This is a genomic window from Acinetobacter larvae (assembly GCF_001704115.1).
Taxonomy (GTDB): Bacteria; Pseudomonadota; Gammaproteobacteria; order Pseudomonadales; family Moraxellaceae; genus Acinetobacter; species Acinetobacter larvae.
The window spans coordinates 12,382-38,911 of the sequence record NZ_CP016895.1 but is presented as its reverse complement, the minus strand read 5'-3'; the positions used below and the strand labels follow the sequence as shown (position 1 = coordinate 38,911).

Genomic DNA, 26,530 nt, shown 5'->3' with positions numbered 1-26,530 from the left:
AAAGAGTTTAACTTATATTTGATGAAATTGCGTTTTTAGTTTACAGCCACTTGTTATTTAACATCTTTATTTTTGAACGACAGTATAAGACGTGTTTTTTAAAAAAAAGCTGGCCTTTTGAGCGTAAAAATGTAAAAATTACGCTTAAATTTTCAAGCGTGTTTTTCTATATGTCTCTTAAAATCGCATCTTTCTTTTCTGGTGCTGGTGGTTTAGATCTCGGCTTTAAACAAGCAGGATTTGACATCATTTTTGCCAATGAATTCGATAAGGACATTTGGTCTACCTATGAATTTAACCATCCTGAAACCTCTTTAGATAAGCGCAGCATTACCTTAGTGGATGAAACTGAAGTTCCCGATTGTGATGGTATTATTGGTGGTCCACCTTGCCAGAGTTGGAGTGAAGCAGGTTCTAAACGAGGTATAGAAGATAAAAGAGGGCAGCTATTTTTTGACTTTATTCGTATATTAAAAGCCAAAAAACCGGCATTTTTTTTAGCTGAAAATGTCAGTGGAATGCTCGCAGCCCGACATAAAGATGCGCTAGAAAATATCAAGAATACCTTTCTTGAAGCAGGTTATGATCTTTATTTTAAATTACTCAATGCGGCAGATTTTGGTATTGCTCAAGATCGTAAACGCGTTATTTTTATTGGTTTTAGATCTGACCTAAAAATTGATTATTCATTCCCTGAACCACAACAAGAATCAAAGTGTTTAAATGATATTATTCGTGATTTAGCAGAATCTGCTGTTCCTGCACTCAATAAATCAAAACCCAATCCAGATGCAACAATTCAAAACCATGAATATATGACTGGTGGTTTTTCTTCCATTTATATGTCTAGAAATAGAGTCCGTGCTTGGGATGAACCTTCCTTTACCATTCAAGCAGGTGGCAGACATGCCCCAATTCATCCCAGCGCACCGAAAATGATTAAACTCGCGCAAGATCAGTTTATGTTTGCTCCAAACAGTGAATATCGACGCTTAAGTGTTCGAGAATGTGCAAGAATTCAGAGTTTTCCTGATCACTTTATTTTTAAATATTCTGACTTAAATCATGGCTACAAAATGATTGGCAATGCTGTAAATGTCGATTTTGCTAGGATTTTAGCAACGAGTATTCGCGAGGCATTATGTCTTGAGCCGAAGCAAAAATGATATCCGTAGATTAAAAAAACTTCCCTTTTGTTTGCTTTTTATTGATTATATGCTTTTTCTACAATGATAAAGAGAAAGCATATGTCAGCTTATACTGATAATTTTGAATGTCAGCTAAAAAATATTATTGCAAATTTTTCCCAACAACCCTTACCAGAACATCTTCCACTATGGGTTAGAGACCTCGGTATTTCTAGTTCAAATAAAATCGTAAAAGCAGAAAGAGTTGGAAGCTCTGGTTATAAAACCGATATTATTGTTCATTTTGATAATCATAAACTTTTAAAAATTTCCGCCAAAATGAGTAGTGCAGACTATTTTGGTAATTGGTATTCTCACAAGCGTTTGGTCAATGAATTCGGTTTAGATAGTTTCGAAAAACTCACGCAAGATTGTACAAAATGGGCAAATGCTTGGATAAACCATTCAAACGCCTCTTTATTTGTTGGGGTGAGTATTTGCTTTGGTAAAAGGTCTGGCAATACTTCTCGCGATTTCCTAGACGTATTTAACCCCAATGATATGATTAAGATAGTTGCTGGAATTGGCACAGGCAACGAGACAGCAAACTGCCTCTATAGTACCTCAAACTTACCCAGCTCAATTGAACAGTTATTTCAGATTCTAAAACCCATTAATACTTCCACTATTTTTGAACTGAGTCATAATTTCAAAATAGCATATCGACCGATTAACCCAATGACAGAAGATAGTAATCGAAAAAAATGTGTATATACCCAATTTGTTCCTTTTAAAGCATTCGCAGAACCGCTAGAAGTGACCCATGTAAGTGATTTAAAGACCTTGGGAAGTTTTCAAACAGTTGAATTTAACAGCTTAAATCATAATAGAATTTTAAATAATCTAAGCGATAATTTTAATCTTATTATCCCTAGAAAAGTTAAGTAAAGTCAGGACCTCACCTCGTATTAAAGCAAAGCATTAGATTGCAAAATCGGCAATAGCGAAGATCGAAGATGCGAACATTGCCGATTGAAAGCAAATTAAGCTCTATCTCACTGATGTTATATTCAGTCTATCCAGCCTATTGTCTTTCGAAACAATATTCTATTCGCTTCTCATATCCAATTCGTCTTATAATTTCGCTGTTCTTTATTTCAACCAGCAAGCTATGCGTAATTTAAATAATTTTTTATCATGTTTCAATAAAGCGACCATTCAGCGTAGTGCCAGTTATGTAGAGCAAATCGACTTGTCTACGCTCGATATTATGACTGAAAATGATATAACATTTGTCTACGCACAAATTGAGGGCACAGATTATTATGACACGACAATTTTTTACCATAGTGTTTTAGATCGTTTAGTTGACACAGATTGTAGCTGCCCCGTTGGAATTCATTGCAAACATGCCGCTGCATTAGCACGTCTTTTTTATGAGTATTACTTAAACCAAAAACAATCCAGTTCATCGCTTCTATCGAGTCCCAGCCATGCTGAAGTTGATCTACAATATATGCAAGCAGAAAGTTGGCTCAATCAATTTAAATACAAAATTCAAGATCTCGTTGCAGATAACACACAGCACAATATAACTGACTCAAAACTTATTTATATATTCAATCGAAAAAAACATTCTACGCAAATTGATGTTTCCTTACAAAAAGTCAGACGTAATAAACAAGGAGAAATTCGAGAAACAACTCGCTATGACGTCTATGAAAATATTATCAATGGTCGTTTGAAAGTTTCAGAAGCTGAAAAAGATCTTTTTCTAGAACTCTATTTTTACAATAATCTCAACAGTAAAAACAGATACTTTAGCACTGAGCTCGATATCTCTGGCATTTTACAACCTCAATTACAACATTTTATACAAAATGCTGAAGCCTATTGGGAGAAACATCAAAATCCCCGTCTACAATGGAGTGATCAAGCCTACCATTTAGAATTTTCTTGGCATAATGATATTGTTGCCAACAGCGAAAAACTCGAACTCTATTTAATTGATCAAGAACAACATCGTGTTTTACTTAAAGATTGCAATCACTTCCACCTTATCATGAGTAAACCACTTTGCTATTTAGACAGTTTACAACATCGCATAGGCGCGATTCACAGCCCCTATCCAACTGCGCTGATTCAGCAATTACTCAATATGCCCGCTATTCCATTGAACTTGCTTGGTCAATTTCAAGATATTATTTCATCACAACTACAACATAGCCCTTTACCCGAACCGAAAGCTTTACAATCACTCCCCACTATCACTGGAGAAGCGATACCTATTTTGCGCTTTGGCGGCTATCGTCATTTGGAGCTCAAGTTAGCAGAATATCAAATTGTGTTTGTAGAAGTTGAATTTGAATACCCTGCGGGGCGCATTAAAGCCAATCATGCTGAAGAAAGCTTTATTAGTCATCAACAGCAACAACCTGTGCGTCAACAACGTGATATAAAACAAGAACAACACATGATCCAGCAACTGCAACAGAGCATACCAACATTGGTATGGACTAAAGATCATCCTATTTTCAAGAAAACACAGCTCGATCTCGCTCAGTTTAATAATGTTTTGATTGGTCCTCACCATGATTGCTTGGATCAACTCATTCCAGTCAATCATATTGAGCAATTGGGTTGGAAAATTGAGCATAGCGCACAAAGCGCACTCAATTTACAAGCCATCACAAACCTAGAATGGTCATTGCAAGACAGCGCACAAAATGACTGGTTTGATATTGGCGTCACTATACAAGACCAACAGGGTCAGCAGCATGATCTGATTACGCTCTTGGCCCAACTGACCAAACATTATCCTCAATTTCTCGATAGCGATTATCTTGAAACAGTAGATGACAGTAGCATCATCAGTATTGCTATAGCGCCAGATCAGCCAAAATTGGCAATAACCTTGCAGCACATCAAACCCATCTTTTATTATTTAAAAGAAATTTTACAGCAACCAGAAAACCGTCGAGTCGATCGCTACGATGCTTATCAATTATTAGACTTAAATGACCATCATTTGGGCATGAGCTGGCAAAGTAGTGAGCGATTACAAGCCTTTGCCAAAAGCCTAAAACAAGGCTATCAAAACAGTATAGCAACACCACAAGGTTTCCAAGCTGAGCTACGCCCATACCAACAACAGGGTCTGGCATGGCTGCAATTTTTAAGAGAAACAGCACACGGTGGTATATTAGCCGATGATATGGGCTTGGGTAAAACAGCACAAACGCTGGCACATATCTTATTAGAGCATCAAGCTGGTCGCTTAGACGGCAAGCCGGCTCTCATTATCGCTCCCACCTCGTTAATGCAGAACTGGTTCAAAGAAGCACAGAAATTTACACCGGAACTCAAAGTTTTAATTTTACAAGGTTCCCAGCGACATCATTTATTTACCGAAATTCCTGCACATCATATTGTGCTCAGTACCTACCCTCTATTGTCTCGAGATGAAGAGCATTTGATGCAACATCAATATCATCTGCTGATTTTAGATGAAGCACAAAATATTAAAAACCCACGTGCCAAGGCAGCACAAATTGCACGTCAATTACCAGCGCAGCATCGTCTATGCCTTACAGGTACCCCAATGGAAAATCATTTGGGTGAGTTGTGGTCACTCTTTCACTTCCTTATGCCTGGTTTTTTATATTCGCAAGAAATGTTTAATAAGAAATTTCGACATCCTATCGAAAAACAAGCCGACTCAAAAACAAAAAACTTATTGGTCTCACGTATTAAGCCTTTTATGCTGCGACGTTTAAAAACAGATGTTGCCACGGAACTGCCTGAAAAGACCACCATTGAAGTCGATATCAGCATGAACACCCAGCAAGAAAAACTATATGAAGCTGTGCGTGCCACCATGCAAAAAAATATCCGTGAAATCATTGCAGAAAAAGGTTTTGAACGCAGTCAAATTCAAATCTTAGATGCTTTGCTCAAACTACGTCAGGTCTGTTGCCACCCGAGTTTACTCAAGCTGGATTCATTACAGACGACAACAACAGCATCTGCCAAGCTGGATCAACTACTAGAGATGGTCACAGCCATGCTTGAAGAAGGTCGACGTATCTTAATCTTCTCGCAATTCACCAGTATGCTGCACATCATAGAGCAAGCTCTACAAGCGCAAAATGTGCCTCTGGTTAAACTAACAGGACAAACCAAAAAGCGTGAGCAAGCCATTGATGCTTTCCAATCAGGTCAAGTCCCAGTGTTTTTAATTAGCCTCAAAGCTGGCGGGGTTGGGCTCAATCTCACCAGCGCAGATACGGTGATTCATTATGATCCGTGGTGGAACCCTGCCGCGGAGGAGCAAGCTTCAGACCGTGCTTGGCGTATTGGACAAGATAAACCGGTATTTGTTTATAAGCTCATTACCAGCCAAAGTATTGAGGAGAAAATAATTCAGATGCAAAAAAATAAAGCACAACTGACACGCTCTATTTTATCGATAGATCAGCAAGATGATATTAAACTCTCTGAAGACGATATTATGCAGCTGTTCGATTAATAATCGTCATTATATTAACAGTCATCCAATAGACAAATGCTGAGCTGGTATTTATATTGGGAATCTGATTTAGTGCTATCGGGTTCTCAATATTGACTGTATATCTAGTAGCCCGTACCATAAGTGCAACTTTTAACTACAGTCTATAGTGGCTTTTGTCTTGTCTATGAAACTGTTTCTGTCTCAACTTAATCCAACACACTATTATAAAAGCGCTGTAGCGCCCCTCTTAATACTCGGTCTCAGCAGTATTATGGTCGGCTGCACCACACTTGGGCCGCATAGCGGTTCACTGGCGACACGATCAGCCAAGCTGTCCAAAGGTATTCAATCAGCTTATTCTGTTAATGCAAATACTGCCAATCGTGTTGCACCAATGATTATTCAAAGTGCAGATCAATATGGGCTGCCTCCGCTAAAAATGGCAGCATTAATACGCCAAGAATCAAGTTATCGTAGTACAGTGGTGTCACCTGCAGGGGCTGTCGGATTAACCCAAGTAATGCCACGCTATTGGCAACAAAAATGCCCAGGTGATTTATTTAATGAAGCAATTAATATCAACTGTGGCGCTTATATCTTGGCCAGCTATGAACAATCTGCAGGAAGCTTAAAAAAAGGCTTAGCTTATTATAATGTCGGTCCAGGTAACTATAGTAAAAGCTGGAAAATGCGTCGCCAAGGTAAAAAGTACGCACGCCAAGTAAAAGCCCATGAGCGTGCATTAAAATCAGCACTATAAATTCAATGCAGCTGATATCGATTAAAGCTAAGTTGTTCAATATCAGCTGTGATGTTTTAATCTTCAATGCCTCAATATTCGATGCTTGAATCTTCAATACTTAAGCAATGGGTCGTTCTAAATAATGTGCTTTGCTCTCTCGATCATGTAAATCAATAATACTCGCTAACTGTCGATCAACACGTGAAGAGCCCATTTCCTCTAAATAATGACAAGCCGCATATGGCGCTGCTTGCTGCTCATACTGAGCGATCCATTTTTGCCGTAACTCTTGCTGATGTGCTGCAACCGGCCATAAAGTACGAGGACGTTCTTGCTGAAAACCTTTAATCCGCCATGGTTTTGCGCTAAGTCGGGCACGGAAACATTGTTGTCGAATACACATTTGTGCATAGACGGCATCAACCCCCATAAAATCAAAAAAATCTTTTACCACAGGATCATTCGCAGCAAAAAATTGATGCGTTGCCATTAAACGCAGTCCGGAAGGCGTACGATATAGTCGTATATTCCATAAAGGATGCTGTTTTAAAAATAGCGCCAATCGTTGTTTATACGCATCTACCGGATCAACCTGTGGCTGTGCTGTATTGTTTTGCTTCTTGTTTTGCTTAGCGCTCCATTTAAAAATGAGAAAAAGAATAACGACTAAATATAATCCACGCCCCAGCCAATCTGCAAAAAGAAAATAACTCGATAATATGCCCAAAACAGTCAATAGCAGTGCCCAAAATACTCTACTGCCCTGCCCTATATTTGTTGCTGTCTGCTCTTCAAAATCGATATCTGCAAATAAAACCCGCGGCGTATTTAAACAATGTGCGCCATAACCATTACGGCTAATTATTTCTTCATCATAACGAGCTAAAATTTCTTCTCGAATTGGAACACCAAAGGCGCCATTATAAACAGCATGGTGTTCACGCAAATATATCTGCTCACCCTGTTCAAGGCGTTGTATCGCATCGTGCAAACGCGTCTGCGCCATAGCAAAAGCCTCGGCTTCATTTTGATTAGACCAGCCAAAACGCCGTATAGTTTGTTGTCGATTGTCATGCTGTAATAGCTGAGTTGCTTCAGCCCAAAATTCAGGTATAAGCATATTATTTATATTCTCGATCTTGTCATTTAAAGTATTATGCCATATATCAGTATTTTTATTTTTCCAAATAAAAAAATCCCCCAAGTTTAACTTGGGGGATTTTAGAATTAATGAGCTGGCGATGACTTACTCTCACATGGGTAACCCCACACTACCATCAGCGCGAAGAGGTTTCACTTCTGAGTTCGGGAAGGGATCAGGTGGTTCACTCTTGCTATTGTCGCCAGCACAACTGTTTATGGTGATTTCTGGTCTGATCTGAACATTTTTATTCAGTGCCATACTTTCTTAACCAAATGAGTTATTAACGGATTAGAACTGGGTCTGTATTGTAACTAGAATTTCACATGAATCAAGTAGATTTGATTTTAAATGAATCGAATGAGCTTTATACAACAACTGTTTGGGTGTTGTATAGTCAAGCCTCACGAGCAATTAGTATTGGTCAGCTTCACATGTCGCCATGCTTCCACATCCAACCTATCAACGTCGTAGTCTTCAACGGCTCTTTAGTGGAGATAAACTCCAAGGGAAATCTAATCTTGAGGTAGGCTTCCCGCTTAGATGCTTTCAGCGGTTATCCCTTCCGAACATAGCTACCCGGCGATGCGACTGGCGTCACAACCGGTACACCAGAGGTTCGTCCACTCTGGTCCTCTCGTACTAGGAGCAGATCCTCTCAAATTTCCAACGCCCACGGTAGATAGGGACCGAACTGTCTCACGACGTTCTAAACCCAGCTCGCGTACCTCTTTAAATGGCGAACAGCCATACCCTTGGGACCTGCTTCAGCCCCAGGATGAGATGAGCCGACATCGAGGTGCCAAACACCGCCGTCGATATGAACTCTTGGGCGGTATCAGCCTGTTATCCCCAGAGTACCTTTTATCCGTTGAGCGATGGCCCTTCCATACAGAACCACCGGATCACTAAGACCTACTTTCGTACCTGCTCGACTTGTTGGTCTCGCAGTTAAGCGCGCTTTTGCCTTTATACTCTACGCGTGATTTCCGACCACGCTGAGCGCACCTTCGTACTCCTCCGTTACTCTTTAGGAGGAGACCGCCCCAGTCAAACTACCCACCAGACATGGTCCTCGATCCCGATTAGGGACCAGAGTTAGAACCTCAACATTACCAGGGTGGTATTTCAAGGATGGCTCCATGGTAACTAGCGTCACCACTTCTAAGCCTCCCACCTATCCTACACAAGTAAGGTCAAAGTTCAATGTCAAGCTGCAGTAAAGGTTCACGGGGTCTTTCCGTCTAGCCGCGGGTACACTGCATCTTCACAGCGATTTCGATTTCACTGAGCCTCTGCTGGAGACAGCGCCGCCATCATTATGCCATTCGTGCAGGTCGGAACTTACCCGACAAGGAATTTCGCTACCTTAGGACCGTTATAGTTACGGCCGCCGTTTACTGGGGCTTCGATCAAGAGCTTCGCTTACGCTAACCCCATCAATTAACCTTCCAGCACCGGGCAGGCATCACACCCTATACGTCCACTTTCGTGTTTGCAGAGTGCTATGTTTTTAATAAACAGTTGCAGCGGCCTGGTTTCTGAGGCTGCCAACCGCTCATCCCGCGAGGGGAATCACCGTCAGCAGCGTACCTTCTCCCGAAGTTACGGTACCATTTTGCCTAGTTCCTTCAGCAGAGTTCTCTCAAGCGCTTTGGTCTACTCGACCTGACCACCTGTGTCGGTTTCGGGTACGATTCCTGTGTAACTGTAGCTTAGAGACTTTTCCTGGAAGCAGGGTATCAGCCACTTCGCTAGTAAACTAGCTTGCTATCGACTCTCAGCATAGAGCACCCCGGATTTGCCTAAGATGCATGCCTACTGTCTTCCACCTGGACAACCAACGCCAGGCTGACTTAACCTTCTCCGTCCTCTCATCGCATTACACAGAAGTATTGGAATATTAACCAATTTCCCATCGACTACGCCTCTCGGCCTCGCCTTAGGGGTCGACTCACCCAGCCCCGATTAACGTTGGACTGGAACCCTTGGTCTTTCAGCGAACGGGTTTTTCACCCGTTTTATCGTTACTCACGTCAGCATTCGCACTTCTGATACCTCCAGCAGACTTCTCAATCCACCTTCTTCGGCTTACAGAACGCTCCCCTACCACGTATACATAAGTATACATCCGCAGCTTCGGCACATAGTTTTAGCCCCGTTACATCTTCCGCGCAGGCCGACTCGACTAGTGAGCTATTACGCTTTCTTTAAAGGGTGGCTGCTTCTAAGCCAACCTCCTAGCTGTCTATGCCTTCCCACATCGTTTCCCACTTAACTATGATTTTGGGGCCTTAGCTGGCGGTCTGGATTGTTTTCCTCTTGACTACGGACGTTAGCACCCGCAGTCTGTCTCCCGGATAGTACTCATTGGTATTCGGAGTTTGCATCGGTTTGGTAAGTCGGGATGACCCCCTAGCCGAAACAGTGCTCTACCCCCAATGGTATTCGTCCGAGGCGCTACCTAAATAGCTTTCGGGGAGAACCAGCTATCACCGAGTTTGATTAGCCTTTCACCCCTATCCACAAGTCATCCCCCGGCTTTTCAACGACGGTGGGTTCGGTCCTCCAGTTAGTGTTACCCAACCTTCAACCTGCTCATGGATAGATCACCCGGTTTCGGGTCTATACCCAGCAACTAGACGCCCTATTAAGACTCGATTTCTCTACGGCTCCCCTATACGGTTAACCTCGCTACTGAATATAAGTCGCTGACCCATTATACAAAAGGTACGCAGTCACTCCAAAATGGAGCTCCCACTGCTTGTATGCATGCGGTTTCAGGATCTATTTCACTCCCCTCACAGGGGTTCTTTTCGCCTTTCCCTCACGGTACTGGTTCACTATCGGTCAGTCAGGAGTATTTAGCCTTGGAGGATGGTCCCCCCATATTCAGACAAGGTTTCACGTGCCTCGCCCTACTCGACATCATCATATTTGCTCTTTCGTGTACGGGAATATCACCCTCTACGTTTGCACTTCCCAGTGCATTCCACTAAAACAAATATGACTTAATGGGCTGTTCCCCGTTCGCTCGCCGCTACTCAGGGAATCTCAATTGATTTCTTTTCCTAAGGGTACTGAGATGTTTCACTTCCCCTCGTTCGCCTCAATAACCTATGTATTCAGTTATTGATACCTACCTTAAAGTAGGTGGGTTTCCCCATTCAGACATCGCCGGATCACAGGATATTTGCCGCCTCCCCGACGCTTTTCGCAGGCTATCACGTCTTTCTTCGCCTCTGACTGCCAAGGCATCCACCACATGCACTTAATTACTTGACTATACAACCCCAAACAGTCGCAAGCACCTACAAGGAGCACTAACAACATCGCAGTTCGAAGTTTCGTGTACTTAAACACTGTACAGCTTCAATCTAAATTCACATACCAAAACGCTTGATTCAGTGTTCATTTACTAGTTCTCAATTTGTCTTTTCAAACAAATCAAGTTGAACAATTTATTTCAGACTCAATTTCTAATCTGTTAATGATTTATCTTGCCTTCGTCAGGTCAAGATACTGTGATAAATCACAGAGGTTAATAAACTTCTGCTTACTAAGCTCTATAATCTTTCTTAGCCTTACTCATCATAATGAGTGGTGGAGACTAGGAGAGTCGAACTCCTGACCTCCTGCGTGCAAAGCAGGCGCTCTACCAACTAAGCTAAGTCCCCAGCTTAAATCTACGAGATTATTTCGTATCTACTTTTCCGTCACCCTCTCACAAGATACCTTGCAAGCATAGTTAGTGGTGGGTCTGACAAGACTTGAACTTGTGACCCCACGCTTATCAAGCGTGTGCTCTAACCAACTGAGCTACAGACCCATCGTAGACACTGAAGAACAACTTGTTGTGGATTCTTACCAATCACTAATCTTTCGTTAAGGAGGTGATCCAGCCGCAGGTTCCCCTACGGCTACCTTGTTACGACTTCACCCCAGTCATTGGCCACACCGTGGTAAGCGGACTCCTTACGGTTATCCTACCTACTTCTGGTGCAACAAACTCCCATGGTGTGACGGGCGGTGTGTACAAGGCCCGGGAACGTATTCACCGCGGCATTCTGATCCGCGATTACTAGCGATTCCGACTTCATGGAGTCGAGTTGCAGACTCCAATCCGGACTACGATCGGCTTTTTGAGATTAGCATCCTATCGCTAGGTAGCAACCCTTTGTACCGACCATTGTAGCACGTGTGTAGCCCTGGCCGTAAGGGCCATGATGACTTGACGTCGTCCCCGCCTTCCTCCAGTTTGTCACTGGCAGTATCCTTAAAGTTCCCATCCGAAATGCTGGCAAGTAAGGAAAAGGGTTGCGCTCGTTGCGGGACTTAACCCAACATCTCACGACACGAGCTGACGACAGCCATGCAGCACCTGTATGTGAATTCCCGAAGGCACCAATCTATCTCTAGATCGTTCTCACTATGTCAAGGCCAGGTAAGGTTCTTCGCGTTGCATCGAATTAAACCACATGCTCCACCGCTTGTGCGGGCCCCCGTCAATTCATTTGAGTTTTAGTCTTGCGACCGTACTCCCCAGGCGGTCTACTTATCGCGTTAGCTGCGCCACTAAAGCCTCAAAGGCCCCAACGGCTAGTAGACATCGTTTACAGCATGGACTACCAGGGTATCTAATCCTGTTTGCTCCCCATGCTTTCGTACCTCAGCGTCAGTATTAGGCCAGAAGGCTGCCTTCGCCATCGGTATTCCTCCAGATCTCTACGCATTTCACCGCTACACCTGGAATTCTACCTTCCTCTCCCATACTCTAGCCACCCAGTATCGAATGCAATTCCCAAGTTAAGCTCGGGGATTTCACATTTGACTTAAATGGCCGCCTACGCACGCTTTACGCCCAGTAAATCCGATTAACGCTCGCACCCTCTGTATTACCGCGGCTGCTGGCACAGAGTTAGCCGGTGCTTATTCTGCGAGTAACGTCCAATACACTTAGGTATTATCTAAGGTACTCTCCTCCTCGCTTAAAGTGCTTTACAACCATAAGGCCTTCTTCACACACGCGGCATGGCTGGATCAGGGTTCCCCCCATTGTCCAATATTCCCCACTGCTGCCTCCCGTAGGAGTCTGGGCCGTGTCTCAGTCCCAGTGTGGCGGATCATCCTCTCAGACCCGCTACAGATCGTCGCCTTGGTAGGCCTTTACCCCACCAACTAGCTAATCCGACTTAGGCTCATCCATTAACGCAAGGTCTTACGATCCCCTGCTTTCCCCCGTAGGGCGTATGCGGTATTAGCGCTCCTTTCGAAACGTTATCCCCCATTAATGGGCAGATTCCTAAGCTTTACTCACCCGTCCGCCGCTAGGTCCAGTACCGAAGCACCTTCCCCCGCTCGACTTGCATGTGTTAAGCCTGCCGCCAGCGTTCAATCTGAGCCATGATCAAACTCTTCAGTTAAAATCATTAGTGACTTAAGGTCACAATTCTGGCTCATCAATTACTGACAAAAAATTTGCTCAAATAAACTTCGAGTAATTCCTACCAATCAATCAATGATAATATTTTCGATCAATCAACCAGTAAAAATCCACACAAGTTGTTCTTCATAATCTCTTAATGATCTTCTTACTACTTCGTCAGGAGTAAGCTAGGTCGGCTATTCTACGCCTTATCTCAGATAAGTCAAGCAAAATTTAATGTTTATTGAATTACTTTCTAATTCACTCAACTTAACTTATCACTCTGGATTTGTTAAGCATCTGATTTTAAAAAGCTTTTAATCAACATCACCGCCGATGGATGTGCATTATAGGCTATTTATTTTCTGGTGCAACCCCTTTTTTTGACTTTTCTACACGCTTGTTTGTTTTCTCGGCGATATCGGCGAAATGAGCTAATATTTGCTTATTTTTTGAAGGATTTAATTAAACTTGCCAGCAATTGCTGGCAAGTTTAGCGCTTACTTTATCTATAGCGCTTGCTATGCATTTATAAATGCATAGCAAGTACAGCTTTATTTTCAATCCAACGGCTTTATTTTCTGATCTACGGCATCAGGATGAAAGCCTATAGCCGTAGATTGTGGATTTTTCACCGCCATTTCATCTGCTAAATGCTGCAGTAAGGCATCTGCATCGGCAAAGCCATGAAAATATGCCTGTCGCACAATCACTGCAAAATCACCAGCACATAGTTTATTTAAGCGCTGTAATCGGGCTGAGACCTCTTGCTCAGACACTGCAATTTTTAATTGCTGAGCGACCTTTTGCAAGAGCGCCCAACGCTGTGCATAGTTGAGGTAATCAAAATGCAGTTTAAAGTCAAAACGGCGTAATGCAGCTTGGTCTAAATCTTCAAAGCGATTCGTGGTACAGATCAATACGCCATTAAAGCCTTCCATCTGTACCAGGAACTCATTCACCTGCGAGATTTCCCAAGAACGTACTGCTTGTTGGCGATTTTGTAGCAAAGAGTCTACCTCATCGAGCAGCAATACCGCTTGTTGTTGCTCCGCTTCAGCAAAAGCTTTGGCAAGATTTTGCTCGACCTCACCGACCCAAGGGGATAATAAGTCTGAACCCCGTTTCACCAGTAAAGGTTGATCGATATATTCAGCTAACCAACGCGCAAATGCCGTTTTACCCGTTCCTGAAGGACCATATAAGCACAAACGTCCAAAACCATGTGCCGCAATACCCTGACTAATCTGTGCTAAATTGGCTTTGGTATGAATAAAGTCCAAATCATAAAATGCAGGTAACGCATGCGCATCATACTGTTTCAACACAGGATAACCCTGTGCTTTTAAGGTATTAGAGATCAATTGCGTCATACTCGGTTCTACAGCTAAATTGTTATTTTCAACTTTGGCTGAGCGGGCAACACGATAGGCACGGCGTAACACGGCAGGTGATAAATGCTCGACACTGGCCAAACGTGTTTGGTAATCCGCAGTTAAGTCATGATCACAATGTTGCTGAATCATCCGCATACGTTGTTTTTTCGGTGGAACCTGTACTTCAATCACCAAATCAAAACGGCGTATAAAAGCAGGATCCAGCTGTTCAGAGTTAGACACCCATAATGTGGGTGTTTGATTTTGCTCTAACATGCGGTTGACCCATGCCTTACGGCTTTGTGCAGTACTTTTCATCCCTGCGCCATTTTCAGTATCATTAAAAACATCTTCAACTTCATCAAACATCAATAATGCTGTTTGATCGTCAAAAATACTTTGTGCAGCCCGATAAGCACAAAGTCGTCCTGTCGCAGTAATCGCATCACCATCATCATCTTCATAGGCAATTTCATAAAGCGGCAACTGCAAATGTTGTGCAATCGCTTGGCATAACTGTGTCTTACCCGTACCCGAAGCACCATAAATAAAGATATTAATACCCAGCTGTTTGTGCTGTTGAGCATGTTGTAAATACGCCAGCAAGACAGCCAACTGTTCTGCCAAGTGTGGAAAATCATCCAAACTAAGCTCAGCAGTCGCACATCGATTAATGGTTCCTACAAATAGCTCCATCACATCATGTGTTTCAACCAATAGTTTGTCGACGAGCTGGTTGGACACTAAACTCAATTTATTGCGTAGATATTCACTATAATGTTGTTGCACACTCATCAAACCACTACGGTGTAAGCTGCCCTTATTGGACAATGCTTGTCGAATGGTATCAAAAGGAAGATCTAATATAATTGCTAATGCTTTCATTGCCTTAGCAGCAGTCAAACTACCGAGTGTATCGGCAACATCATCTAAGAGTTGCTCACTATTCAGCACAATTACAAAGCCTAAAATTAGACATTCATGCTGGTTTAACCCGAGTAAAGCCTGTAGGCGTTGTAAATTAAACTGCAATACTGGGTTTAAGCTAAAAACTTGCTGTGCATGTTGCTGTTCAATTTGTGCGTGTAACTGAGCCAACTCCTGATGAGCTTGCTCACTATTAAACTGCCCAGATAACAGCGCTTCAGAAAAACCTAAATGTTTTGCAATCCATGGGTGGTTAAAATTACTGTCGCAAATAAAATCGCGTGATCCGCCCAGTTCAGCCAAAATCCGCAAAGCCCACAATTTAACCAGCGGAGCAACGTCATCAAAATTGCTATTTGTCAGTGCATGACCTTGTTGTGTAAAAGGCTGCTCTAAAAGTTCATTCATATAGTCACATATCATAACCGCTGTGTAGGTACAGCTGGATTTCTGCCAAATACTGTACGCTTACACAGACATGGTGTATAGAATTTCAAATACTTTTTATCGATAAAAGTTCGAAAGAATAGGTTGTAGCAGCATTTATATATTTCTATCTATCTTAGAGACATACCATACATTGCGATGCTGTATCGCCAAACAAAAATGCTGCGTTATAGAAAACCAAGAGGATAGCGTTGCTTGAGTAGCATCATTTAAACCTCACAACGTTTAAAGATTGAAAATAGTCAACGGTATATGACCTTGTGCGTAATAAAAATCCGTCACACCCGACAAATGTACCGATAAACTTGATTCAGCAAGAGATCATACCCAGTATTTTTAAGTATATAGATCGACCGATAATCTATAAGCCATCTCGGCTAAAATCGCTGGCTATTTTAAAGACTCTGCCAACATTTGGCAATTTTTGTTTTCATCTTTGCATCGACTTCACGTGGAACAAGCTAAAGCTTAAAGTGAAAATAGTAGTGTCCCTACAACACGCGATCACTCAACAGATATGCCAAAACAAAATACCCTAAATGGATTCACACACATTTAGGGTATCTCTAAGCGATCTGCTATCTGGATGCTCTGTACCCTCAGCGACTCAAAACCTTGGCTAGCAAGGCCGATGTGCCACCACTTGGCGGGTTTTAATCCATCACAACGAATTAATCACTAAACGAATTAATCACTAAAGGTCACACGTGCAATGGCTTTTTTACCTGACTGAATAATTAAGGTACAGTTTTCTTTGACAGAGAAGCTTGCATCCACAACATTCCAATCAACTTTTACAGCGCCACGTGCCACAGCATCTTTGGCTTGTGCAGCATTCTTGGTTAGACCCGCACTACGTAAAATAGAGGCAATAAAGATTTCACCGCCAAAATCTGCACGTGAAATAGTGACTTCCGGTGTATCTTCAGGGACTTCCCCTTCGGTAATCACATTACCCGCACCTTTATGCGCATTGGCTGCCGCATCCGCGCCATGGAAACGTTCGACCAACTCTAGAGCCAAGATTTTTTTGATTTCTTGTGGATTACGACCAGCAGCTATCTCAGCCAACAAGCCATTAATTTCATCCATACTTTTAAAGCTCAAGAGTTCAAAATAACGTTCGATCAGGCTATCTGGCATAGACAGTACTTTTTGGTACATCGCACCTGGTGCATCAAAGACCCCAATATAGTTGCCCAAAGACTTAGACATTTTATTGACGCCATCAAGACCTTCTAGAATCGGCACGGTAATGCAGACTTGAGATTCTTGTCCATAACGGCTCTGTAAGGTACGCCCCATCAACAAGTTAAAGGTTTGGTCTGTACCACCCATTTCAACATCAGCTTCAAGTGCAATCGAGTCATAACCTTGTACCAAAGGATATAAAAACTCATGAATTGCGATTGGCTGGTGATTATTATAACGCTTGGTAAAATCATCGCGTTCTAACATCCGTGATACGGTTTGCTGACTCGCCAATTGGATCAAATCGGCAGCTGTACGTTGATTAAACCATTCCGAGTTAAAACGTACTTTGGTTTTCGCGGGGTCTAAAATTTTAAAGACTTGTTCTTGATAGGTTTGGGCATTGGCAAGTACTTGCTCTTTCGACAACGGTGGACGTGTCGCACTTTTACCAGTTGGATCGCCAATCATTGCGGTGTAATCACCAATTAAGAATGTCACTTCATGACCTAGATCTTGGAATGTTTTGAGTTTATTAATCAAAACAGTGTGACCAAAATGTAAGTCAGGAGCCGTAGGATCAAAACCCGCCTTAATCCGTAACGGGCGATTTTCCTTGAGTTTCTTTAATAAGTCTTCTTCGGAAATAATCTCATGAGTTCCTCGTTGAATGAGGGCGAGTTGTTCTTCGGGCGGTAGAAAATTTGACATCACAAATTCCAAACACATAATTAAGTTATACAATTTGTGGGATATACTAACACTTTTTCCGCATATTGCAGGCGACTATTGCGATGAGTGCAATCTATATTGGCGTAATGACGGGCACCAGCATGGATGGTGTCGACTTTGTCGCCGCTTCTTTTGATCCACTACAACTCCACGCAACCCTAAGTCTAGATTTCGATCCTGATCTACGGGATGAGCTGATGGCACTGACTTTACCTAGCGATAATGAAATTGACCGTATGGGCAAAGCTGATGTGGCTTTGGCACGCATGATTGGTCATGGCATCAATCAACTGATTACAGACAATCAATTAGATCGTAACCAGATCAAAGCCATTGCCTCACATGGCCAAACCATTCGGCATCGCCCAGAACATGGTTTTAGTCTACAAATCGGTGATCCCAACATCATTACTGAAATCACAGGTATTGCTGTCGTCTCAGACTTTAGACGGCGTGATTTAGCCGCAGGTGGTCAAGGTGCTCCGCTCGTTCCTGCTTTTCATCAAGCTTTATTCCAGCATCCAAACATCCATCGGGTGATTTTAAATCTCGGTGGCATCGCCAATGTCAGCCTACTCCCTGCAGGTGATGCCGATGCGGTTTATGGTTTTGATACCGGTCCTGCCAATATCCTCATGGATGCTTGGTGTCATCGTTATACCGGTCAAGCCTATGATGAAGATGGGCGCTGGGCATCTTATGGCCAACCGATTCGTCATTTATTAGAACGCTTACAAGAACACGAATTCTTTGCCAAAGAGCCTCCCAAAAGTACTGGGCGTGAAGACTTTAATTTGGAATGGCTCGATGAGCAAATTGCCGATTGGCGCAATGATGCTGAGTATGATGAATTAGAAGATCGCCCCGAAAATGTGCAAGCGACCTTATTGAAACTGACCACACGCGCGATTAAAAAAGCCATTTATCGCTCGCCCTTAGACACCGGTGAAGTCTATGTATGTGGCGGTGGTGCTTACAATGGTCAACTACTGGAACAACTGCGTTGGCGCTTACGCAAACACAATTGGAGCGTCCAAACGACTCAAGCCTTAGGCTTGTCACCAACTTGGGTGGAAGCCACGGCTTTTGCTTGGCTTGCGATGCGTTTTTGTCAGCAACAAAGTGGTAATTTAGCCGCGGTAACAGGTGCAGTAGGTCCTCGGATTTTAGGTACTATAACCAAACCTTAATGCCTGACTGACCTTAGGTCTGTACGCACCTTAACCTTAAATAGGGACTCACTTGAGCCTCATACTCAATAGACATCCTGTGTTGGTGAGACAAACCCGCACAGGATTGATCTACAGACGGCGAAGCCATTTACCATACACCTAAAAAACACTTATAAACAAATTCTTATAAACAAACACTTATAAGCCATCATCTAGCTTATGCTTAAAGCGACTACACGACAGAAATATCCGAACTCAGTAATTCTGCCAAAGCATGGTCAATAAATGCAGTATCGACAGGATTTATTCCACTGCCAGCAAAATGCCCCCAAACACCTGGAATCACTTGTAAGCTTGCATTGGGCATAAAGGACACCTCATAGATTTCATCTTCTACAGGAAAATATAAATCACGTTCCGCAGGCATCACCACAGCTTGTGCCTGAATAGCCGCCAAAGCTGCCTGATGGTCACCATTAAAACCGGGTGTATCACCAATATCCCCATGCCACCAAGTATCCAGCATGCAAAGCAAATTATTGGCATCTCGCTGATCTAAAAAGAAACCATCCCAAAAACGGATAATAAAATCTTCTAAACTGCTATACCCCAACTTACGATATAAACGTTTCCAATAAAATGCCTGACTAAAACCCCAACTGGCATAAACACGTGCCGCGGCACGTAAACCATTGGCTGGTTGCCTTTGATAATGCCCATTGGCAAAAGCTACATCGGTGGTAATGGCTGCCCGCACTGCATCTAAGAACACCTTATTATGTTCACTAGTCCGGGCTGAACCACAAAAAGCAAATATTTTGGGCACCATTTCAGGGTAGCTTAATGCCCATTGAAAACATTGTGCTGCTGCCATTGACCAGCCAACCACGGCTTTTAACTGACGAATACCAAATTTTTCTGTAATCAATTTATGCTGTGCACGAATTTGATCTAGATAACTGATACGTGGAAAATAAGGACCATTATAAGGTGCTGCAGTATTGGATGGTGAAGAAGACAGTCCATTGCCCAACATATTCGGCACAATAATAAAATACTCATGAGGGTTTAAAGCTTTATCTGCTCCGATTAACCATTCATTTTCCCAATGTCGCCCCGAAAACCAGGTTGGATAAACGATGGCATTGGAACGCGCTTCATTCAATGTGCCATAACATTGATAAGCCAATACAGCCTGTGTCAAGGTTGCACCGTGCTGTAGTTCAAAATCACCTAATGCAAAAATATGATGATGATCTGACATCGTTCACTCCTTAGATATCGCTATTTTTATGTCTTTGTTGAATATCTTTTTAATGTCTTGTTTTTGAATGTCTTGTTTTGAATATTTTGTTTTTGAATGTCTTGTTTAATGTCTTTTGCTAGTCTAAGTTTTCATGTGCTTCTACTTGACCACCACGATACTGCAATGAAATGTTTTGTATGTCTGGAAAACGCAGCATAAAACGAGCAATCACCGGTTCAATCTGGGTACGTATGCAACGAACCACATGGCGCGCACCATAACGTTGATCATACTCATCGGCTAGATAATCCAGCACAGCTTCATGTAATTGCACAGTAACATTGTATTTAGATAACCGCTGATTCAGTTTTTCGATCTCAATTAAAATAAGATTTTTTAAATCATGGCGACTGATCCGATTATAATAAACGGTACGGTCTATTCGATTTAAAAACTCAGGGTCAAAACGTTTACGTAGCGCTTGTTTCACCAAATGGTATTCATAACCATCGCGCTGACGAAACCAATATTGTGGTCGCAATAAAAACTTAGACCACTGTTCTTGTAAAATAGCAGCACCAACATTACTGGTCATAAAAATCAGGCAATTTCGAAAATCAATAGTTTTCACCCCAGATGCTACGGTCAATCGACCATTGTCAAATATATTCAATAAACAACGAATCACCTCCTGACTGGCTTTTTCTAACTCATCAAATAATACGATACCGGGTTTACTATAACTGCCTTGTATTGCCTCGATATCAAATAAAGTGGTCGCTTCTTTACTGCCAACATAACCTGGTGGCGCGCCACTCAGCGCAGCCACATAATGCTCTTGTGCCAAAGTATTCATATCTATTCGACAGTAAGCATCGGCATGACCATGTATAGCCTCGCTGAGTAAACGTACAGTTTCAGTTTTCCCCACACCGGTACTGCCCAGTAATAGCATCACCGCCAAAGGTTTATTGGGCGCATTAAAATCTGCTTTCACTAAATATAATAATTGCTCAAATTGTTGTAATACTTGCGCTTGCCCCACAATGCGATGTTTTAAAAATTGCATCACGGCTTCGGGTTCAAAAACAAAACGTGATGCGCAATGCGGGCTTGATGTTGCCTGTTGTTGGCTTGTAGACTGTTGTGCGGCAAGCTGTTGTAAATTAGATTCTAATCGATCACTGGCATAGGTCATTCGACTCTCCCTAGTTTCAATTATTTTATCTGGCGCAATGCTTTCTTGACACGATCATCAGCGCTTCACCGCTCTTGTAATTTACCTTCATGCGGTAAATTCCCGACCGGGCATTCAGCAACACCAACATGGCTACGGGTAAACTGTTCCACATTTTCTTGGGCTTTTTTCGCATCCAACACCCAGTTTCGATAAAAATCGAATGGACAATCTGCCACACCTTTGTCACCATCGCCATCGTTATATACTGCGGTATAACCGCGATGTAGTAGTTTAAATAAATGATTTTGCGACTGCCCGTATTGACGTGCATCGCGGATTTCCGGCACTGATAACTGCGCGTATTGAATACCATTTTCCTCGGTACCACATTCACCCAAAGTACGACCATCAAAACCAATAATGGCAGAGTGACCAAAATAGCTATACACACCATCAAAGCCAGTGCCATTGGCAACCGCAACATAGACATTATTGGCCCATGCCATCGATTTAGAAATAAGTACTTGCTGTTCGCAGGCTGGGTACATATAGCCCTGACAACGGATAATCAATTCGGCACCTTTCATGGCACAGTCACGCCAGATTTCTGGATAGTTGCCATCGTCACAAATAATTAAAGAGATTTTTAAACCTTTGGGTCCTTCGGTCACATAGGTGGTATCCCCCGGGCACCAACCTTCAATGGGGCACCATGGGATGATTTTGCGATATTTCTGTACAATATCACCTTGATCATTGATTAAAATCAAAGTGTTATACGGCGATTTATGTGGGTGTTGCTCGTGCTGTTCACCAGTAATGGAAAATACCCCCCATACTTTTGCTTCACGACAGGCTTGGGAAAAAATTGTGGTTTCGTCACCGGGTACCGTTGCTGCTGTGGCATACATTTCATCACGATCATACATAATGCCCATTGTGCTATATTCAGGAAAAATCACCAGATCCATTCCGGGTAAACCCGTTTTCATGCCCTGAATCATTGCTGCTATATTTTTTGCGTTATCGAGTACTTGCTCACGACTATGTAAACGAGGAATCTTATAGTTTACTACCGCTACCCCAACGCAATTGGGGCTACTGGAAATATCACCATGTCTCATATCTCTGTCCTTATATGACGCTATTCGATTTATAATAGGTTTTATTCAATAATAGGTTTTATTAAATAATCATTTTGATTAACAATAGCTTTGATTAACTATCTACTGCAGTTCAATACGGCTTAAATTCATAAATAGCACAACAGCGATAGCCTTTTTATATTGCAAAGACAATCTACAAACATAATCAAATGCTTTAGAGTATTTTAAAATACGAAAAATGACGTATAACATATAAAACGCGAACAGCAAATTAAACTATTCAATGCTCTTAAAGCCAGATATAATGCAAAAAAACAATATTTAATCGCATTTGACTCTTAATAGTATATCGGCGATTCATAGCATAGCGGCGATATAAATACGGAATAGACACTGAATAAACACAGCATAACGGAGGCTCAATACGCTATAAATAATTTATATATTTAACATAAAAACAAGAACTTATACATAAAATTTCTTTTTAAAAAATGATTTTAAGCCCGCAACAAAACCGTTATTTAATATCATATTTTAGCGTTATATTTTTATGGATCAGTGCTTTATTTTTATATTATTAGTCTAGCACTATAATAAGGATAACCAATATGAAATCACAGTATGACTTTAATGTAAAAAATAAAACAAATAAATATTCTATTATATTGTTGGGTTCACAGTACAGTAGTCATTTAATCGACTTAAAACATTATTTAGTGGCACAACAACAGCCTGTAATTTTGATTTTAAGCCTGTGCTCAGCGATACAATATCTAGATAAGATTCGCCATCCGATACTGTTGCTGGTCGATGACTTACATCCAGTCTGTAATGTCTTTGAGGTTTTTATCCACCTCAGACATAATTCTCACTTTACTTTGGCGCACAGTATTTTACTCACACCACAGCAACAACCCGATTATCTCTACCAAGCATTTATGGCGGGTTATGATGACTATATTGCCATCCCCTATAATGTACAACATGCTTATTTGCGCATCATGACTCATCTTTATCGACAGCAACAACAACTACAATATTATGATATTCAACAATACTGTCCGCAACTGACTCCACGTGAAACCGAAGTCATGCACTGGCTCATGCGAGGTCAGAGCAATAAAAATATTGCCAATAGGCTGTGCTGTAGCCCAAGAACTATCAATAAGCATTTGGAACATATCTTTCGTAAACTATCCGTCGCAACTCGCACCGCAGCCGTTGCCTATATTAATCAATATCATTGGCGCAAAAAAAATCCTCAACTGCTCTTTGAGGATTTTGATCAGCAACAACAAGTCTAGCGCATTGGATGGCTGTCTGGTCTTATATCTGTTGCAATACAGACATGTGGGGATTAGATCGAAAAAGATGAACCGCAACCACAGGTTGTCGTTGCATTCGGGTTATCAATAATAAAACGCGACCCTTCTAAACCTTCAACATAATCTACTTTAGAACCAACCAAATACTGATAACTTAAGGAATCTACCAACATGGCGACATCACCATTTTCAAATTTGGCATCGTCTTCATTAATACTTTCAGCAAAATTAAAACCATAGGAGAAACCAGAACAACCACCACCTGTCACATATACACGTAACATGAGATCTGGATTACCCTCGCTTTCACGCAATTGACGCACCTTATTTGCTGCTTTATCTGTAATTTCAAGGGCTTGGGCATTCATGATAGATTATTCCTCAGAGCGATGATGCAAGTAAAATAACATCTGGCGTAGTATACCATAGTCATTATATGGGCTGTCACTGCTGTTTAAAGATCGAATGTTATAAAATTTACACATAATTTTGCTGACCCAATCGGAATCCTTTACTATAGGCGCTTTGTTTCGCAGCGATTGATTGTTAGCTTATGATCCAGTTAGAACAACTTTGTTTACGCCGTGGTGGACGGATTCTCTTTCAAAATGCCTCCATGCAACTTCACCCTGGTTGGAAAATTGGTCTAACTGGCGTCAATGGTGCTGGGAAATCGACCTTATTTTCTGCCTTGCTGGGTCAGATGGAATCTGATCATGGTCAATTGACACGTCCCCATACTTGGACAGTTGCTCACATGGCGCAAGAAATCAAAGCCTTAAATATGAAAGCCATCGATTTCGTGCTCTCTGGTGATGAAGAATATTGGCAAATTCAGCATGAGCTTGCTCATCCAGATCAGTTAGATGACCATCAACTGGCTGAACGTTATAGTCGCTTTGATGAAATCAACGGCTATTCTGCACCTGCTAAAGCATCGCAATTGATGGCGGGTTTAGGCTTTCAAGACTTCCAATCTGAACTCGATGTGGCTAGTTTTTCTGGTGGTTGGCGTATGCGTCTCAATTTGGCACGTACCCTGATGAGTCGCTCAGATTTATTATTACTCGATGAGCCCACCAACCACTTAGACTTAGATGCTATTTTATGGTTAGAAGACTGGCTAAAAGCCTATGCGGGAACATTGGTGCTGATTTCCCATGACCGTGATTTTTTGGATGCCATCACCGATCATATTTTGCATATCGAAAACCAAGAATTGATACTCTACACTGGTAACTATTCAAGCTTTGAAAAAACCCGTGCAGAACGTTTAGCCCAACAACAACAAGCTTTTGAAAAGCAGCAAGAAACGCGCGCGCATTTACAAAAATTTATCGATCGCTTTAAAGCCAAAGCAACCAAAGCACGCCAAGCGCAAAGCCGGATTAAACAGCTGGAACGCATGCAGGAACTGGCACCAGCACATATCGATACGCCTTTTACCTTTAGTTTCCGTGAACCCAGTAAAATGAGTTCGCCTTTGCTCACGCTAGAACATGCCGATATTGGCTATGAAAATCGTATCATTGCCAAAAATATCAATCTACAAATTACCCCCAATAGCCGTATCGGTTTATTGGGTATGAATGGTGCGGGGAAATCCACCCTGATCAAATCACTGGTTGGCGACTTAGCATTACATCATGGCTTACGTAAAGCCTCAGAACTGTTGAATATCGGCTATTTTGCTCAGCATCAAATGGATGCTTTAGATGGTGATGCCAGCCCTATGCTACAACTGGCACGACTCGCCGATAAAAAAATCAGTGAAGCGACACTGCGTTCATTCTTGGGAAGTTTTGGCTTTAGTGGCGAACGCATGGATACACGCTGTGAAAACTTTTCGGGTGGTGAACGAGCACGTTTAGCCTTGGCTTTAATTGTTTGGCAACGCCCTAATGTATTGATTCTAGACGAACCAACCAACCATTTAGACTTAGACATGCGCCATGCACTGACCATGGCTTTACAAGAATTTGAAGGTGCGGTGGTATTGGTATCGCACGAACGGCAGTTAATCGCCAGTGTCTGTGACGATCTGATTTTGGTTCACCAAGGGCAATGTCAAAACTTTGATGGTGATTTACAAGATTATGCGCAGTGGTTACGCCAAGCACGTGCGCAACAAAGTAAAAAAGCTGTAGATCCGGTAGACAACAATACAGAAGCTGCAAACCCTAAAAAACCAGCAGCATCCCAAGCAAAGCCATCAAGTAGTGCAAATACAACCGCTACCAATACGGCAAAACTCGATAAAGAAGCACAGCGTAAAGCAGCAGCACGACGCCGTGAACAAAGCCGCCCGATCCGTAAAGAGATTGAAAAGCTAGAAGCTAAAATTGAGAAGCTGCACAATGCTTTGGCTGACCTTGAAATTAAACTTGCTGATAGCAGTATTTACGATGCGCAGCGTAAAGCTGAGTTATTGCTCATTATGGAAAAGCAAAACCAGTTGAAAGCCGACTTAGCCCAAGCTGAAGAGCAATTATTAGAGCATATGATGGCACTTGAAGAACTGGAAAGTAGTTTTGATTGAGCTCGCTTATCTGACATAAACGCTTATTGCATCACTCATACCATACATAGAAGCCACCTGCACATGTCGGTGGCTTTTTTACATCATAAATATGCAGTAAAAAAATATGCAGTAAAACTTAATTTTTCAGCGCATATATTTAGGTCAGATTCAACCATTCAATAACAGATAACGCTAATGTTCATTAACATTTTCAATATAAACATGGCGTTGACTACAGTTTTTTTAGATTGTATGGTTAAAAAATCTTAATAAAAACAGTTGATCTCTTCCTCATAGACTTTCAGTCATCCTACAACATTCCATCACGCCCCCACTTGGGACATGATCAATCGGGGATCATT

Annotated in this window: 13 protein-coding genes, 2 tRNA genes, 3 rRNA genes and 1 pseudogene; 7 read left to right on the top strand and 12 right to left on the bottom strand. The window is 42.0% G+C overall.

Features of this window, described 5'->3' with window-relative positions:
• The first annotated feature begins 170 nt into the window (after positions 1–170).
• The 4 genes from BFG52_RS00140 (at position 171) to BFG52_RS00125 (ending at position 6,397) form a co-directional block, all read left to right on the top strand.
• The gene (locus BFG52_RS00140) at positions 171–1,166 is read left to right on the top strand and encodes a DNA cytosine methyltransferase (RefSeq protein WP_067558913.1); all 996 of its coding nucleotides are present in this window, start codon (positions 171–173) and stop codon (positions 1,164–1,166) included.
• Positions 1,167–1,247: 81 nt separating this feature from the next.
• A complete protein-coding gene (locus BFG52_RS00135) occupies positions 1,248–2,075 on the top strand; it encodes a hypothetical protein (protein WP_067551000.1) in 828 nt (275 codons plus the stop codon).
• A gap of 223 nt (positions 2,076–2,298) precedes the next feature.
• The gene (locus tag BFG52_RS00130; RefSeq protein WP_067550997.1) at positions 2,299–5,655 is read left to right on the top strand and encodes a DEAD/DEAH box helicase; all 3,357 of its coding nucleotides are present in this window, start codon (positions 2,299–2,301) and stop codon (positions 5,653–5,655) included.
• A gap of 253 nt (positions 5,656–5,908) precedes the next feature.
• On the top strand, positions 5,909–6,397 hold the full coding sequence (locus tag BFG52_RS00125; protein WP_099092647.1) for a lytic transglycosylase domain-containing protein: 489 nt from the start codon (positions 5,909–5,911) through the stop codon (positions 6,395–6,397).
• Between the two features lie 100 nt (positions 6,398–6,497).
• Here the strand turns inward: BFG52_RS00125 and BFG52_RS17020 are convergent, their stop codons facing one another.
• From BFG52_RS17020 to tyrS, 8 genes are all read right to left on the bottom strand, one after another.
• Entirely contained in the window at positions 6,498–7,499 is a 1,002-nt protein-coding gene (locus BFG52_RS17020) for a hypothetical protein (protein WP_067558909.1), read from the bottom strand.
• 113 nt (positions 7,500–7,612) lie between these two features.
• Positions 7,613–7,727: ribosomal RNA gene (gene rrf, locus BFG52_RS00115) — 5S ribosomal RNA — on the bottom strand.
• Positions 7,728–7,913: 186 nt separating this feature from the next.
• Positions 7,914–10,805 (bottom strand): 23S ribosomal RNA (locus tag BFG52_RS00110).
• 316 nt (positions 10,806–11,121) lie between these two features.
• Positions 11,122–11,197, bottom strand: a tRNA-Ala gene (locus BFG52_RS00105).
• 75 nt (positions 11,198–11,272) lie between these two features.
• Positions 11,273–11,349, bottom strand: a tRNA-Ile gene (locus BFG52_RS00100).
• Between the two features lie 57 nt (positions 11,350–11,406).
• Positions 11,407–12,943: ribosomal RNA gene (locus BFG52_RS00095) — 16S ribosomal RNA — on the bottom strand.
• The 16S, 23S and 5S rRNA genes sit together here with 2 tRNA genes alongside, the layout of an rRNA operon.
• Before the next feature lie 562 nt (positions 12,944–13,505).
• On the bottom strand, positions 13,506–15,656 hold the full coding sequence (locus tag BFG52_RS00090; RefSeq protein ID WP_067550992.1) for an AAA family ATPase: 2,151 nt from the start codon (positions 15,654–15,656) through the stop codon (positions 13,506–13,508).
• 726 nt (positions 15,657–16,382) lie between these two features.
• Positions 16,383–17,615, bottom strand: a complete 1,233-nt coding sequence (gene tyrS, locus BFG52_RS00085; protein WP_171257337.1) for a tyrosine--tRNA ligase — start codon at positions 17,613–17,615, stop codon at positions 16,383–16,385.
• A gap of 65 nt (positions 17,616–17,680) precedes the next feature.
• On the opposite strand from tyrS, the gene BFG52_RS00080 reads away from it, so the two are divergent.
• Positions 17,681–18,808 (top strand): anhydro-N-acetylmuramic acid kinase, encoded by a 1,128-nt coding sequence (locus BFG52_RS00080; protein ID WP_067550985.1) that lies wholly within the window; start codon positions 17,681–17,683, stop codon positions 18,806–18,808.
• A gap of 214 nt (positions 18,809–19,022) precedes the next feature.
• Here BFG52_RS00080 and BFG52_RS00075 read toward each other — a convergent pair whose 3' ends face one another.
• The 3 genes from BFG52_RS00075 to BFG52_RS00065 all read right to left on the bottom strand — a co-directional run bounded on the left by BFG52_RS00075 (position 19,023) and on the right by BFG52_RS00065 (position 22,340).
• Positions 19,023–20,054: an alpha/beta fold hydrolase gene (locus BFG52_RS00075; RefSeq protein WP_067550982.1), complete on the bottom strand. Its 1,032-nt coding sequence runs from the start codon at positions 20,052–20,054 to the stop codon at positions 19,023–19,025.
• A 118-nt stretch (positions 20,055–20,172) separates the two neighbouring features.
• On the bottom strand, positions 20,173–21,234 hold the full coding sequence (locus BFG52_RS00070; RefSeq protein WP_067550979.1) for an AAA family ATPase: 1,062 nt from the start codon (positions 21,232–21,234) through the stop codon (positions 20,173–20,175).
• A gap of 65 nt (positions 21,235–21,299) precedes the next feature.
• Positions 21,300–22,340: an aliphatic amidase gene (locus BFG52_RS00065; protein ID WP_067550976.1), complete on the bottom strand. Its 1,041-nt coding sequence runs from the start codon at positions 22,338–22,340 to the stop codon at positions 21,300–21,302.
• A 1,013-nt stretch (positions 22,341–23,353) separates the two neighbouring features.
• Here BFG52_RS00065 and BFG52_RS17215 point away from each other — a divergent pair.
• Positions 23,354–23,626 (top strand): annotated as a pseudogene (locus BFG52_RS17215) (response regulator transcription factor); the annotation flags it as partial.
• A gap of 53 nt (positions 23,627–23,679) precedes the next feature.
• On the opposite strand, the gene erpA reads toward BFG52_RS17215, so the two are convergent.
• A complete protein-coding gene (gene erpA, locus BFG52_RS00055) occupies positions 23,680–24,015 on the bottom strand; it encodes an iron-sulfur cluster insertion protein ErpA (RefSeq protein WP_067550970.1) in 336 nt (111 codons plus the stop codon).
• A 185-nt stretch (positions 24,016–24,200) separates the two neighbouring features.
• Between erpA and BFG52_RS00050 the strand changes: the two genes are divergently transcribed.
• Complete coding sequence (locus BFG52_RS00050; RefSeq protein ID WP_067550967.1) at positions 24,201–26,186, top strand: ATP-binding cassette domain-containing protein; 1,986 nt, start codon at positions 24,201–24,203, stop codon at positions 26,184–26,186.
• The last annotated feature ends 344 nt before the right edge of the window (positions 26,187–26,530 follow it).